This is a genomic window from Paenibacillus sp. FSL H8-0261 (assembly GCF_045040645.1).
Taxonomy (GTDB): domain Bacteria; phylum Bacillota; class Bacilli; order Paenibacillales; family Paenibacillaceae; genus Paenibacillus_AQ.
The window spans coordinates 4,009,760-4,024,179 of record NZ_CP150297.1; the positions used below are offsets into that span (position 1 = coordinate 4,009,760).

Below are 14,420 nucleotides of genomic sequence, written 5' to 3' on the forward strand. Positions count from 1 at the left end.
GACGGTTCTTCTCTCGTTTGGATCTTATTATGTTTATGAAATGATTGCTAATTCAACCTACTCTGTTTTAGATAACTTAGCTTTATAAAATTTCGCGAAATATTCGCTGACCTGAACCTTCTCTTTTACAACTTCTATTGGAACAACGAGCTTAACGATCTCTCCATTGTACATTCCTGTCGTCGCCCCGACTTTCATCTCTAGAACATTATTATTGTAGCTTATAGTTACTGTCTGAGTAGTCGGCTTCCAGCTCACCTTCGCACCAAAGCTTTCAAAGCTGCTACGTAATCCCACTGCCTTGCGCTCCGAATCACCGAATTGGCCTTTATCGATCAAAGCATGCACACCCCAGTTTCCATCCACCACCTGTGTAATTCCAAAATCCGCGGACACAGACATCAGTGAGTACGCTTCATCCTCGCTCAATTCCATTCCAGCCATTAAAAAATCTTTTGTTTTATGTGCGGCATCCTTCATTGCTTTGTCGATGGACGAGTTTTTGAAAATATCCGTCTGAGCACTAGCCCCCAGCTCCTCCAAATAATTGGCGTAGCTGAAGCCATGCACAACCCATTCGTATTCATTTTCAAGTAATGGGAAACTTAACCCACTCAGTTTTTGGTTAAGCGTTGCTTTTTTATGAAGAATAACTTGTATATCACCAGTAACTGATGTCTCGATCGCAGTTCCGTTAATCTCTGAATCCCCTTGGCCGGCATGCGGGTCACCAATTGACAGTAGCGCACCCGGTACGGATACAGGATAATACATCGTTGCACCTTCAGTAATCCGCCAATCATCAACGTTGCCACCATTGTATGAAGGAGGTACTGAATCTACAATATCCGCTTCTTTAGGCGCCACACCCATCGTGCCGAAGTGGAGACGTACTGGAATCTTTATACCTTTCAATACATCAAAGTTCTTATCAATCGTATTATGGTCTACAATTACACCTGGGTAGTCGATTATCGGGTGCACTTGACCATCCGGATCGGTTTGCACTGTCCATTTGTAGTTATAAACAGCTGTTGCATAATCCGTCCCACCTTCAGTATCCATCTCATAGATGGTGACCACTTCACGTTTTTTCGGCTCCTCCACCATATCTCCGAATAGATAACCCCAGTTCGCCGCGGCATTCACGCCATAGGTTTTGCCTGCATATTTGTCATTTCCATTAGGTCTCAGCTTCATGTCCAGAATCTTCACTTCCAGAACATCCCCTGGCTCAGCGCCTTCTACTGCGATAGGTCCCGTCATAATATGTACGCCTGGTCCACGAAGCGCTTCGTTCTTCTCCCCTTCTATCCAGTGAAAAATATCTTCAACACCCGCATCCCCTTTAATCATCCGATCGTAATCATCACCGGAATGATGCGTAATGGCCTCGACCGTCACAATATCTCCCGATTGTACTGTTAAAGCTGGATCACCTTTACCAATATTCCCCCAGCGAACGGTCTCCGAATTCGCTTTTAGAACATGCGTTTTCGGTTTATACGCGCTTTCCATCGTGTCAGCAAAAATAACACCCGTTGACGATCCTGCTAGCAAAACCGCTGATAAAATGACACCAACCTTCAGAAATGTTTGTCTTTTCATAGTCAAATCCTCCTCAACTCAATTCAATGTTAGATTTTATAACATTTTGTGTTTTTGAGTATAACAGATGGATTCCAGATTAACAATATAAATTTTTATACGCTTCTAGGTTTAAATAATAAATCAGAACTATTAGATATCTTTAATTATCCAAGCCTCCTTCTTCGGTACAATAAAAAAACGCCAACACTTATTAGCTAATTAGCCATAGTGTTTGACGTTTATCATCCATTCTAAAACGATACTTCATTTTCAACGTAGATCAGTAATACTCCTTGTTGCCCGTTTTACAATCCGTTTCGTTTCCTTGGAATCCGAAGAAATTAACCACTTCTCACTAAGCTGTTGCACCCAGTCTGGATTGCTTTTACTCGCATCGTTCAACCAATTACTTACAGAATCCTGAACGTATTTTGCCGGATCTGACTTAAGTGGTTCTAATAATGGAAGTGCTATTGCTGGGTTTTCTTTTAGCGCAGTAATATGCTTCGCCCATACCCCATGTGGCCGCGTCAATTCGATTGCATATCTCCTTATGTTCGTATCTTGATCATGAACCCAGCTCTCTAAGAACTTAATGGATTCATCCAATTCTGCAATAACCGATTCCCTTAAAGCCATCCATGAAATCTCACGTACCCCAAAATGAACATCCGCTGCAAAGGGACGGATATCCATTAGCTTTTGTGATAGACTTAAAGATTGATTTAGACCGATCATATAGGCAGCCCAACAGCGGACACTATCGGAACGATGCTGTGCTAATGCTGAGAATACTCGGACTTGTTCCATCTCTGATTTGCACTCCAATACCTGTTGCCACTCCCGCGCGATAGCCGGTATGAGCTTCATGATTTTCTTTTCCGATGAATCGCGAAGCCTTTGTAAAATTGGTTCGGATTCCTGTCCAAAACCTAGCTCGTCCAGTACATTTTCTATCAAGACCATATGGTCCACAGCAAGCCATTCCGTTAGATTTACAGTCTGTAATTGTCCTTTATGCAATAGTCCAACAACATCAGCAGGAATATCGCTAACTTTTCGAGCTCCCTTCCTATGCTCCATAGAAATCTTCCCTTCACCTATGATTTTAAAGGCTTGGATAACCTTCTTCTTATATCTAGGATACGGGTATTTCTAACCATAAAGATGTAATCTCATTTACAACTCATAATCTTTATAAATTTCTTTCCAAAATCTTATCATGATGGATACGTATAGTTTTGAACCCAGTCTGAAGCACCTCAGCTTTTACCAATTCTTGCAATGCCACAGTAACCGCTTCTCTGCTCGCACCAATCAAATTGGCGATTTCTTGATGTGACAGTGGAACATTGATTTTATAATAATTATCCTCACTTTTAACGCCTAGTTGATCCGATAGCTTTAAAAGAACGCACAATATTTTATCATGCAGATTTCCGATGGCTAGGTTTTGAGTTAACTGACTCATACTTTTTATACGATCACTCAATACTTGCATTAATGACATCAAAAATCTAGGTCGAGTAGCTACGAATTCTTCAAATCTTACAGGATCAATTGTACAGATATGACACTCTTCCATGGCTTCAATGTAATGATCTTTGGTTCCAAACGAAATCACGTTCATTTCACCAAAAACATTACCCTCACTCAGAATATCCGAAGTAAACTGCTTCCCATCCGCAATCAATCGGTATAAACGCACCTTTCCTTTTTTCACAAAAAATAATCCTTCAGAGAAGGTTGTCGGTGTCTGGATATATGTATTTTTCGGAACTACTGTTATTCGAGTTAACTCTTCCATTTCCATTAGATCTTCCAGCGCTAACGATTGAAGCAAATTGAATTGAGATAAATAATGAATAGTCTCCATTGCCCCTCCCTTATATAACGTTATTCGTTATTTTAGTATACCGCACAAAAAAAGCCACGTCCTAAGGACGCAGCTTATTCGTTAACGATTACTTGCTTCCCAGCGCGCTACTTCTTCACGAACACGAGGAGCTACTTCCGTTCCCAGCAGTCTAATCGCCTGCATAACATCCTCATGAGGCATTGTACCGTGGGGCATATGTAAAAAGAATCGCGTAATTCCCACATGCTTGCGAAGATGAATGATTTTGTTCGCAACGGTTTCTGGATCACCTACGTACAGAGCGCCATCAAAGCTGCATGCTGCATCGTAATCGGAACGATGGTATGGGGGTGTCCCTTTTTCCTTCGCCCGCACATTGGTCCGAGCATGCGTTGAAGGGAAAAATTTCTCCAGTGCTAACTCATTAGTCTCAGCAATAAACCCGTGTGAGTGCGAGGCAATAGGCAGGCTTGAAAGATCATATCCGGCTTCAGCCGCTGCTTTTTTGTAGAGCTGCACATGCTTCGCATAATCAAGCGGTTGAACATTTCCAATAATAGCTAATACAAAAGGTAAACCTAATGCTCCAGTGCGGATCGCAGACTCTGGACTACCAGCACTCCCAATCCAAATCGGTAACGGATCTTGAACCGGACGCGGGTAAATCCCCAAATTGTTTATGGCCGCTCGATGTTTACCACTCCAGGTTACTTTTTCTGACTTTTGGATGGCTAATAACAATTCCAGCTTCTCATTAAAGAGTTCTTCATAATCTTTCAGATCATAGCCGAATAATGGAAAAGACTCTGTAAACGAGCCGCGGCCGATCATAATTTCTGCACGTCCATTCGAAATGCCATCTAGCGTTGCAAAATCTTGAAATACACGTACGGGATCTGCTGAAGACAGGATCATTACGGCACTGGTCAAACGAATTTTCGAAGTCAACGATGCAGCTGCAGCTAACACAACCGCAGGTGATGAAGCCGCATAATCATTACGATGATGCTCGCCCACTCCGTATACATCTAGTCCCACCTCTTCGGCAAGTACAATTTCCTCCACTACTTCACGTAGTCGTTCTGCATGACTTATTGTCTCACCCGTTTGGACATCGGGCGTTGTCTCGACAAAGGTACTTATTCCAAGTTCCACTCTCGTTTCCTCCTAAAGTTCTGCACGATGCATTATTCTCTGGATGTAAATGTTTGAATATTCATAATTACATTTAATCAAGAAACCCATTATAATAGGATTCACCGATAATTCCAACTATTTCAGATCCCCTCGATTATTGATCGGTCTGAGGAGCCCTTATTTTAATGATTTTGTCCATTTTGCGAGATTATTGGACTCAGATGCTGCTTTTTGCTCAAAACCAATACCAAAATGTATGTTTTTATGGAAATAAAATCATGCGGTCCGAAGCGTGAATATGCCTCATATCTAATTCCCCCAAAAAAACCACATCTTTTGGATGTGGCTCATCAGAGCATGATGTTATATTGAAATGGATAAATAGAATTAGGTTGAGGAGGAAATAGATTTGGAGACCCAAAGATGTAGCTTATTTAGGTTAAATGATAATGACTATGAAGATTTAAAGATGATCTATATCAATGAAAACGTAAGAAAATACTTAGGTGGAGCGATCCCTGAGGAGCATACCTATAGTAAGTTTTTGGACACATTACAACGTTCATACCAAGGGGCACATTATTGGACCGTTAGGCTGAAAGCCCTTAATAGCTGTATTGGATTAGTTTCTTTAGATAGTCATACGGACGGAATAAACACAGAAGTTTCATATGAATTTCTGCCAGAATGGTGGGGACATGGGTATGCCAGAGAAGTTATTCAGCAAATTTTAAATTACGCTTTCAATGAATTAAATTTATCCAAAGTAATCGCTGAGACACAAACTGCTAATCTCTCCTCCTGCAGACTATTAGAGAAATTAGGTATGCAATTGGAACAAACCGTTCTAAGATATGGTGCTGAGCAGGCAATATACAGTATTGAAAATAACTTAGCTACAAAATAAGCTAGTTCATGTTCCCTATACTCGAGCTTATGGGCTTATCCAGCGGTTTCGGGGGTTTTCTCTGATTGATTCCAATCCCGACTCGACCGAACACAAAGGCTCCGCCTGGAATACGATTCGCTATGTTCATGATGATCGCCGATCCTACCACACATCCGACAAATTGGAGAAGCACACTGAATAGTCCAAGGTTTTGCAACCCGAACGAAGAAGGAAGTTTGACGAATAAAGCCAACAACAACGGGTGAAGCAAATATATGCCGAAGGAGTATCTACTGCTCCACTCCAGCACACGCGGCACTTTCTTCAATGAAGAAGCCACTGTGAAGAGTAGTAGAATCATGCTCATGGCGAAAAGTAACATATCAATTCTCTTGGAACTATGTGCCGTAATCCAGCCTTGCTCATTCACGAATAGCACAAACGCGCCTGTTACAACTGGAAGCACGTAGACAGCTAAACGGAACTGTTTTAATTTTCCCCGGAACCAAGCCTCATTTCGCCCCAAGTAATAAGCCACAGTAAAGTAGAAAATCCACCCCGGAGAGAAAACCCAATATAATTTATCCCAAATATATTGAGCAGCTACCGTATCTACGGGTTTGGTGAAATTGAAAAAACCTAAGTAAGCCACATTAATAACGAATGACGCAATCAGTATAGAGCGTGGAGTGAATTTTTTGGCATGCTTTTGAAATAAGAGGAACAAGGCATAAAACTGAAAGATAATTAGGATAAAGTAGCCATGAAAATCGCCAAGTAACCAATGACGCCAGAGAAAGTACCAAAAAGCCTGAAGAAGCGGAATCCCCTCACTGCCCGCCATATCCAATCCTTTTAACCCTGCGTACAAAGCTCCGAAAAAAAAGTAAGGAAGCAAAATATACTTGATCCGTTTCTCCCAAAATTTCGCGGGAATTCCGTCCGGGTATGCAAAAGACAATACGAATTGCGAGATAAATACGAATACCGGTGTGCCAAATGTAAGCAGTAGACCCACTGACTCTACCCAAGGCGTGTTCCCATCGTCATAGACTCGATATAAAGCATGTAACAGCGCTATACTTAAGCAGGCTATACTACGTAGAACAAACATTTCCGAATTTAATTTTCGTTCCATGGGGATGACCCCTTTCGATATTTGCGATTAATGGTCCACAGCACTGCCTACAGTCAATCGGGCTGCAATCGTCTTCTTGAGTCCCTGGTGAAGATCATGGTGAGGTGACCAGGACATCAACTCGTTTGCTTTACTATTGTTTAAATAGCTGTGAAGAATATCTCCCGGTCGAGCCTGTTCATAGGTTGTCTGGGATTCCCGACCTGTAATACCGCCTATCATCTCTACAATCGTATTAATGGAGGTCGCCACCCCGCAGCTAATATTTATGATCTGATTGTCCGCATTCTCATCTGTACAAGCCGCATTTACAAACGCCTGTGCAACATCCTCAACATAGACAAAATCCCTGGTCTGTTCTCCATCCCCATAAATTACAAGCTCCTTGCCTTGCTTTATGCGATCCAGAAAAATCGAAACGACACCAGCTTCACCATGTGAGCTTTGTCGAGGTCCATATACATTCGCAAGACGAAGAATGGTGTACTTCAGCCCATGCATGCTGGCAAACATCCGAATATAAGACTCAGGAACACTTTTTGATACCCCATAACAAGATTCAGGATTTAAGGGATGTTTCTCGTCAATGCTCAAATATTCAGGATTACCGTATACAGCGGCCGACGAGGCGTACACGATCTTTTCAACCTGATGGGCCTCACACATCCGCAGGACGTTAAGTGTGCCAACAATATTCACATTCGCATCAAACAATGGATTGCGCTGAGATTCTCTTACGTCAATCTGTGCAGCCAGATGAATGACCGCATCCGGTTTCTCACGGATAAAGACTTCACCCAGAGTCTCGTCCCGAATGTCGTACGGATATAAAACAGCGGAAGGATTTCTATAGAATGAGCCGGAAGCACCCGATAAATTATCTACAATTACAGTTTCGATCCCCTCTCTTATAAGCCGGTCAACAACATGTGACCCAATAAAACCAAGCCCCCCAGTTACTAATACCTTCAAATAAAAAACTCCTTTCGCCCTGTAAAGTGCTCTTTGTACCATGCATCTGTAGAAAAGTTCACATAAAATACTTAAGAAGAAACGATGTTGTCATCCTTTATGGACGACAACCGTTACTCGTAGAAATATAAGGATGATTTATAACGTGAAACTTAGCCTTATATTTCAAATCAAAAAATAAAGGAGTGAAGTATATGGCAACTGCACCTATTCCAGATAATTCTGTAACAACGTCCGTTATTGCGGACGGAGCAGTCACTTCTATTAAATTAGATCCTGAAACTAACGGTTACGTGAATGTTCGATCTTATGGAGCTACAGGGAATGGTACCAAAGATGACACCGTCGCGATTCAAAATGCAATTAATGCTGGAAATGCCAAACGCAAGGTTGTTATTTTTCCGCCTGGTGTATATAAAGTCTCTTCCGGCCACATGCGTAACCCTTCAGTCCTAGATTGGTGGTGTCTTCGTATTCCAACCGGAACTAACCTAAGCTTTGAAGCCGGCTCAAAATTGGTGCTTGCCCCTAACCCACCATCGGATACTCGAGTTCTCGTTATGTTAAATGCCGCAAACATCACGATATCCGGCAGCCTCGAAATAGACGGAAGTGCTTCGACTGTTAAAACAGCCGTCAACGATCAACTTCATGGCTTGTTCATTTCTTCTTCGCAAAATATAACGATTGAATCGGTGTACTCTCATGATTGCTATGGTGATAATATTTTCATTGGAGGGACAGAAGATATCCCATCCGTTAATGTGCATATCGGATATGCGTACTGTGAAACGGCTGGTCGAAAGAACTTTGTAGTCCATTTTGTAGACCAGCTTCATGTCAACAGAGCCGTATTAAATAACAGTCGCGGTGGTGCACCTGGGTTTAATGGCGCCAATTCACTCGATGTAGAACCCGACATCTTCAAGGGAACGCGTAGCTTTTATCAACGATTCGACTCTTTGACAACAACTGGTTTCGGCAATGATATGACAACTGGACTTTCAGATGAGATAACGAGACTTTGGACTCTCGACATCGGTTCACTAGATATGCGTGTAAGTGGATCAGTAAGTCCAGCATTGCTGTCCTATGGATTGACGCTAAAAATCAGCCATTTGTCTATTCGCTCGACGGATCATAAAGCTAATTACGGTCTACAAACGATCTATTCACAATTTATTGATATCGGAAGCGCAAGGTTCGATGGAATCGGCGGCCCTGCGATCTACGCTGCGTTTAATGCTGCTGGAGGAAAACCAAGATTGCATATCGGCTCGTTAGGGATGTACGGCTCGGGTTCCACCTTAGCAAGCGGAGTCCGAATCGACGGAGGAGATCTTTATGTGGGGACGATAGATGCACAGGACTTAACGGGCAGCACCTTACAATTATTCACAACAGAGTCTGACGCGATGGTTACTGTCGACAATATGATTGTCCGTAACAGCGGGACCAATCAAGTCGTGCTAGCGTCATCTTATGGTGCAGCTAAGCCCTTCCTGCACCTGAACAATGTAGCAGCGTTTGATACCCGTTCTGTAAAGGTAAAACGCATTCTAGAATTCGAAACATTGGTTGCCATGCAGGGTACTTCTCTTGGTACCTTGTATAATCCGTATGCTTTAACTGAATGGTTCTCTACCTATGGCAACTTCAAACGGGCAGTCCGACTCGTTGGTGGAACATTACTTCCTGCAGTATTTATTGTGGAAGGATCGCCTGAGGGAACGATTACCGCTCCGATTGGCAGTCTGGCTATGCGAACAGATGGTGTAGCGAAAGCCACTTTTTATGTGAAGGAAAGCGGAACCGGTGCTAACGGATGGATTGCTAAGTAATTTTTCAGTGGTTCTGAATACAAGACTCTATCGCATCCATTACGCGTACCAGATCATCATCCGATAAAGAGCTACCGGAAGGTAGACATACACCTTTTGTGAACAATTGATCAGATACACTATGTCCCTCCATGTATGGATAATAGAAGGCGTTCTCGAACAGAGGTTGCAAATGTAGAGGTTTCCATACAGGTCTAGCTTCTATATTGTTGAATTCCAGGCACTTTAAGAGTTGATTAGCGGAGAAGCCTGCGATTTCTTCATCAATCGTTAGCGCACTTAACCAGCGTGTACTGCGACAATTTGGCGCTTCCGGCATGAAATGAAGACCCGGAATGGATCCCAATCGATCTGAGTACACTTGAGAAATATATCTACGTCGTTCGACCTTTTCCTCAAGTAGCTCCAGTTGCCCTCGTCCTATGGCTGCCAACAGGTTACTTAGCCGGTAGTTATAACCCATTTCGGAATGCTGATAGTGTGGAGCAGTGTCACGTGCTTGGGTAGACCAGAAACGGGCTTGATCTAATGCATCGGTATCATCCGATACAAGCATACCTCCACCTGAGGTTGTAATAATTTTATTCCCGTTGAAAGAATAGATTCCGAAGCGGCCCCAAGTACCACTAGCCTTTCCGTGATAAAAGGCACCGAGGGATTCCGCAGCATCTTCTATTAAAACAATACCGTAACGATTCGCGATTTCCACAATTGGTTCCATGTCTGCGCTCTGCCCGTACAAATTGACAACAACAGCTGCTTTAGGCAGTATCCCTCTATCATTCAAATCCAGGCAGGCCCGCTGAAAGGCTAGTGGACACATATTCCATGTCTCTGGTTCTGAGTCTACGAATACAGGTGTAGCCCCCAAATATAAAATAGGATTGGCACTAGCTACGAACGTGAGCGTCGAACAAATCACGTAATCTCCTTGAGAAACGCCAGCTAGACGTAGTGCGAGATGAATTGCCGCTGTTCCAGAGCTTAATGCAAGTGCACCCTTTGAACCTGTATAGTCGGCCATCTCCCGCTCGAAAGCATCGACTTGTGGTCCGATGGGAGCGATCCAGCCAGAGTGAATTGCATCCTCCAAATAAGCCTGTTCACGTCCACTTACATGCGGTGGGGATAACAAGATTCGTGGTAGAATGCGTGGTTGACGAATACTCATGCCTTGCTCCTTTCTCCATTTGGATGCTTTAATCCAAATGGAATACATATCTTATTGTCTTACTTCAGAGCGTGGTCCATGATATTTTGATTCAACAGAGATGGATGCCGGTAGAGCGGAAAATAATTTCCCGCAACCCCAGTGTCACAGAGTGCAATCATTCGTTCATACACCTCGGGGAAAAATATTCGCTTACCTAAGTAATAGTCTAGTGGTTCTAGTTGAGTAGCGAATCTTAGCTTGAACTGAAACAACTCGTCATTCCCCTTATATCCCCCACCGAGATGGAATTTGTCGTATCCATTCTCCATCCCCCACACGGCTGCTGCGTGGATGAGAAATTTGGTGGGTGACCACTGCAGATAAGCTCGATCCCAACCGCATAAGTGATAATGCATCCATGGTCGATCAAGGAGTACAATACTTGCCCCTACACTCCTCTCCCCATCCATCGCCTCAAACAGCGCTACCCGTCCTTCTGGCATAAGGCTTGTATCTTCTATAAATTTTCGAGGGAAATAATAAAAGGGATCTGCTTGTAAATCATTTAACGTCCCGTAATATAACTCGATGAAAGGCTCGATCCGATCCTTAAGATCCGACTTTCGAATGGTGAATGGAGCTGACTTTAATTTACGGATATTTCTTTTATGATTGCTGCCATAGTTCTGGATTAGCACTGACTCTGAGCCAACTGTCAAATCCATGTATACTGTATTCCGATTGAGCTCCGTAGTAAGCCCTTTTTGGTATTCAGCGGCATTGCCTATGAAAGGATGGAATCTTACAAACTCGGTCATGATCTTTTTCTCTCTGCAGTAATCTGTAAACGTATCACTGAATTGTCGGTACAACTCTGTTCGTTCCGCTCCTATAGGCACATTAGATATTGGCCCCCCGTATCCATAAGGTGTGCTGATGTCATACCATTCTCCTTCAAGTCCCAGCTGGATGACTGCGGGAAGATGGCTAATGGAGCGAAGTAAGTAAGGATAAATGATGAGCTTCTCACCCTGCTTAAAAACAAACAGCTCTGCCTGTTGATGATCATCATCCTCAAACAGCCGAAAAAAATCTGCAGAAAAATAGATATCCTTACTATCCATCTGATTCAAATAAGCATCCCATTCTTCAGAATGCGAGCTATTAAGCACAATGAAATCACTCATACGTCACCTCCTAAAAGTTATGTTAGCGTACGCTTCCTTGAGGTACTTCGACAAAACTTACTTTGGAAGCATTCGCTGCTAATCCAATATCTTGATCATACGTATACTTTCAGTGCTTAAGCTTAGCGCTGGGTCTCTCTCACGTAAGAATGCATCGGATGAGAGCAATAACAGCTTTCTCTCCCGGTCAAGGTCGAGTAACACATCGGTTAGTGGATATCCGCCGTCCCACTCCCCACTTTGCAGTTGGATGCGAAAATACTGCTCGCCTAGCCGGCCCACAACTGAAGTCTTCTGCTTCGTTCTAATCCTAAATGAAGAAAATCCGTATTTTAGATGATGAGCCTCTGCCATTGGGTAATCATCAATAATGTAAGTCACTTCTTCATCATCTATATCCACTCCAGAAGCAATAACATCTGCGCTAGCCGTTAATGAACGATCCAGATCCCTCACATACCAATAAGTACGTCCTTCTTCTACAAAGCCAAGGCGAAGGTACCAAGCATGCGCCTGTTCATTCCATGAGAACACATCCAGTACCAACTTCTTAATATCGTCCTTCTTGGCTAATTTCTCTCCGTACGCCATGAGCATTCCGCCAATACCGTCCTTGCGAAACGCCGCATCCACGTTTAAATTATTCAGAACCAATATTTGTTCCATTCTTCGCCATTCCGCGAATCCAATGAGCACTTCTCCAATATAGGCTCCAATCAACAATGTGGCCGAATGACCTCCACACTTACAAGCCGCTTGTAGATATGCTGGATAACCCTTACAAGCAAATATCGTTTGATTGTACACATGCTCCGGTAAGTTGCTCTTCAAGAGCCGGCATGCATGATGTATATCGTCTTCATGCAGCGGTCTAAACTGCACACTCATGCCTGGCCCTCCTTTTTATTCAGCCTATACTCATCCAGAGGCAGGCTATGCCGACCTGGATTGGCTACAACATCATCTTGGCGAATCACCTTCAAGACGGTCTTGCATAATATCAGCGCATCAAGTCTGAAACTTAAATTCTCGACATAGGTGACATCATACGAAAGCCGGTCTTTCCACGACGAAGTATTGCGTCCTGACACCTGTGCTAATCCCGTAATTCCTGGTCTTACTGAGAAACGCAACCTCTCTTGTTCGGAATAGTATGGGCTATAACGCATGAGTAAGGGTCTTGGACCAATCAGACTCATTTCTCCCTTCACAACATTCACCAATTGTGGTAGTTCATCCAGACTTAGCTTCCGGATGATTCCGCCAAATTTGATATATCGTCGCTCATCTGGTAACGGCTGACCCTGCGTGTCATACAGTTCAGCCATGGTCCGAAATTTGTAGATAAAGAAGGGTTTCTCTCCCCGCCCTGGTCGTTGCTGCTTGAACAAGATTGGGCTTCCAAGCTTCATTCGAATCAACAACGCCACCACAGCCATGACTGGACTAAATATACATAACATAACGATCGCTCCCACAAGATCGAAGCCTCGTTTCATATGGCGATACATGTTAGTACTCCTCCCGCCTTTCTCTTAATCCGTAAAAAGACGTTCCTTCAGTGAGTTCACCTGTTTTAAATCAGCACTCCAGTAGTACACCTTAGTTCTGACTAGCGGATCAGAACCAAAACTGTTGTTGCCTGGAATCTGCTCGTATTTAAAGTCCTTGGAAGTTATTCCCTTGAATAACCAAGCTAAGCTGAGCAAATCACTGTCACTGAAGCTTGTATCGATAATGTCTTTCTTTTCATGGAGCAATAATCCCGCCAGATCCGGAAGATGCTCAGGGCTCAACAGCTTATTGGCCACAGCTCTAACGATATTGAATTGCTCCTCTTGACGACTAAAGTCACCGTTCGGAGTAGAGTAACGCGCCCTAGCAAGGTAGAGAGCATGCACACCATCCAAATGCTGATCGCCTTTTTTGATGGTAATCTCTGGGGTTATTGTGACATCCTGATCGATTACCATGTCGATCCCACCGATTGAATCGATGAAATCACGAACTCCAGAGAAATTCGTCTTGATGTAATGATGAATGGGAATATTCATAAAGTCGCTCACCGCTTGAATGAGCGTCAACGTTCCTTGCTCATTCCCACCTTTGGACTCACCAACAATATGAGCATGATTAATTTTGGTGTATCCAACATTTTGTACATAAACCCTTGTATCGCGCGGTACAGAGACGATGTTCACCTTCCGCTGTTCCGGCATTACATGCACAACCATTATCGTGTCTGCACGCGAGATTTCCCCACCCCACGTATCTGTTCCAATTAATACAACATTAAAGGATGAAGTTTTTTTATCGGTTGCTTCCGGCGATGCTGCTGGTTCAGTCGATGGTAGTACCACGCCATCCGAATTTGCTGGACTTTTCGGAGTCCCATCCGACTGCGTCTTCCCCACAGGTACTGCAGAAATTTTAGAGTTAGGTATCGTTAATGGATTAAGGGCAGCCTTTTGAAATCGCTGCTCAGCATTTAATACCCCTCTAATCCAAATGCCACCAATTACAATCACAATCAGAAAACCAATCAGGGCGAATCTTCCAATTCGCCGCATGACTATTTGCTTTCTTGTGAATTCCTTGTCACTCTTGCCACGCAAACGCAATTTCTTGTTCCATCTACTCATAAACGACTTCATC

13 protein-coding genes are annotated in these 14,420 nt (G+C 43.3%); 2 read left to right on the plus strand and 11 right to left on the minus strand.

The features are described from left to right. Positions 1–57 precede the first annotated feature (57 nt). From MHI27_RS17780 to MHI27_RS17795, 4 genes are all read right to left on the minus strand, one after another. Complete coding sequence (locus MHI27_RS17780) at positions 58–1,608, minus strand: acetamidase/formamidase family protein (RefSeq protein ID WP_405174350.1); 1,551 nt, start codon at positions 1,606–1,608, stop codon at positions 58–60. A gap of 252 nt (positions 1,609–1,860) precedes the next feature. Continuing rightward, entirely contained in the window at positions 1,861–2,673 is an 813-nt protein-coding gene (locus MHI27_RS17785) for a DNA alkylation repair protein (protein WP_405174351.1), read from the minus strand. A 112-nt stretch (positions 2,674–2,785) separates the two neighbouring features. After that, positions 2,786–3,466 (minus strand): Crp/Fnr family transcriptional regulator, encoded by a 681-nt coding sequence (locus tag MHI27_RS17790; RefSeq protein ID WP_405174352.1) that lies wholly within the window; start codon positions 3,464–3,466, stop codon positions 2,786–2,788. Between the two features lie 81 nt (positions 3,467–3,547). Continuing rightward, complete coding sequence (locus MHI27_RS17795) at positions 3,548–4,603, minus strand: LLM class flavin-dependent oxidoreductase (protein ID WP_339796376.1); 1,056 nt, start codon at positions 4,601–4,603, stop codon at positions 3,548–3,550. A gap of 391 nt (positions 4,604–4,994) precedes the next feature. Between MHI27_RS17795 and MHI27_RS17800 the strand changes: the two genes are divergently transcribed. After that, complete coding sequence (locus tag MHI27_RS17800) at positions 4,995–5,492, plus strand: GNAT family N-acetyltransferase (RefSeq protein WP_405174353.1); 498 nt, start codon at positions 4,995–4,997, stop codon at positions 5,490–5,492. Position 5,493: 1 nt separating this feature from the next. On the opposite strand, the gene MHI27_RS17805 is transcribed toward MHI27_RS17800, so the two are convergent. Further along, the gene (locus MHI27_RS17805; RefSeq protein WP_405174354.1) at positions 5,494–6,612 is read right to left on the minus strand and encodes an acyltransferase family protein; all 1,119 of its coding nucleotides are present in this window, start codon (positions 6,610–6,612) and stop codon (positions 5,494–5,496) included. Positions 6,613–6,639: 27 nt separating this feature from the next. Continuing rightward, positions 6,640–7,584 carry an NAD-dependent epimerase/dehydratase family protein gene (locus MHI27_RS17810; RefSeq protein WP_340970564.1) on the minus strand — a complete coding sequence of 315 codons (945 nt, stop codon included), beginning with the start codon at positions 7,582–7,584 and terminating at the stop codon, positions 6,640–6,642. A gap of 194 nt (positions 7,585–7,778) precedes the next feature. Here MHI27_RS17810 and MHI27_RS17815 point away from each other — a divergent pair, with 194 nt between their 5' ends. After that, positions 7,779–9,425, plus strand: coding sequence for a glycosyl hydrolase family 28-related protein (locus MHI27_RS17815; RefSeq protein ID WP_405174355.1), 1,647 nt, complete (start codon positions 7,779–7,781; stop codon positions 9,423–9,425). Positions 9,426–9,429: 4 nt separating this feature from the next. On the opposite strand, the gene MHI27_RS17820 is transcribed toward MHI27_RS17815, so the two are convergent. The 5 genes from MHI27_RS17820 to MHI27_RS17840 all read right to left on the minus strand — a co-directional run bounded on the left by MHI27_RS17820 (position 9,430) and on the right by MHI27_RS17840 (position 14,419). Next, complete coding sequence (locus tag MHI27_RS17820) at positions 9,430–10,596, minus strand: DegT/DnrJ/EryC1/StrS aminotransferase family protein (protein WP_149647127.1); 1,167 nt, start codon at positions 10,594–10,596, stop codon at positions 9,430–9,432. A 59-nt stretch (positions 10,597–10,655) separates the two neighbouring features. Continuing rightward, the gene (locus MHI27_RS17825) at positions 10,656–11,765 is read right to left on the minus strand and encodes a GNAT family N-acetyltransferase (RefSeq protein WP_076286733.1); all 1,110 of its coding nucleotides are present in this window, start codon (positions 11,763–11,765) and stop codon (positions 10,656–10,658) included. A 78-nt stretch (positions 11,766–11,843) separates the two neighbouring features. Further along, the gene (locus tag MHI27_RS17830; RefSeq protein WP_076286732.1) at positions 11,844–12,653 is read right to left on the minus strand and encodes an N-acetyltransferase; all 810 of its coding nucleotides are present in this window, start codon (positions 12,651–12,653) and stop codon (positions 11,844–11,846) included. After that, entirely contained in the window at positions 12,650–13,276 is a 627-nt protein-coding gene (locus MHI27_RS17835) for a sugar transferase (RefSeq protein WP_143759584.1), read from the minus strand. Before MHI27_RS17835 ends, MHI27_RS17830 begins: the two co-directional genes overlap by 4 nt. A 24-nt stretch (positions 13,277–13,300) precedes the next feature. Further along, positions 13,301–14,419, minus strand: a complete 1,119-nt coding sequence (locus MHI27_RS17840) for an LCP family protein (RefSeq protein WP_405174356.1) — start codon at positions 14,417–14,419, stop codon at positions 13,301–13,303. Position 14,420 lies beyond the last annotated feature (1 nt).

Excerpts from the sequence above, each read along its gene's own strand:
- MHI27_RS17780 (WP_405174350.1), bottom strand. The coding sequence starts at position 1,608 with ATGAAAAGACAAACATTTCTGAAGGTTGGTGTCATTTTATCAGCGGTT.
- MHI27_RS17785 (WP_405174351.1), bottom strand. The coding sequence starts at position 2,673 with ATGGAGCATAGGAAGGGAGCTCGAAAAGTTAGCGATATTCCTGCTGAT.
- MHI27_RS17790 (WP_405174352.1), bottom strand. The coding sequence starts at position 3,466 with ATGGAGACTATTCATTATTTATCTCAATTCAATTTGCTTCAATCGTTA.
- MHI27_RS17805 (WP_405174354.1), bottom strand. The coding sequence starts at position 6,612 with ATGGAACGAAAATTAAATTCGGAAATGTTTGTTCTACGTAGTATAGCC.
- MHI27_RS17815 (WP_405174355.1), top strand. The coding sequence starts at position 7,779 with ATGGCAACTGCACCTATTCCAGATAATTCTGTAACAACGTCCGTTATT.
- MHI27_RS17820 (WP_149647127.1), bottom strand. The coding sequence starts at position 10,596 with ATGAGTATTCGTCAACCACGCATTCTACCACGAATCTTGTTATCCCCA.
- MHI27_RS17825 (WP_076286733.1), bottom strand. The coding sequence starts at position 11,765 with ATGAGTGATTTCATTGTGCTTAATAGCTCGCATTCTGAAGAATGGGAT.
- MHI27_RS17830 (WP_076286732.1), bottom strand. The coding sequence starts at position 12,653 with ATGAGTGTGCAGTTTAGACCGCTGCATGAAGACGATATACATCATGCA.
- MHI27_RS17835 (WP_143759584.1), bottom strand. The coding sequence starts at position 13,276 with ATGTATCGCCATATGAAACGAGGCTTCGATCTTGTGGGAGCGATCGTT.
- MHI27_RS17840 (WP_405174356.1), bottom strand. The coding sequence starts at position 14,419 with ATGAAGTCGTTTATGAGTAGATGGAACAAGAAATTGCGTTTGCGTGGC.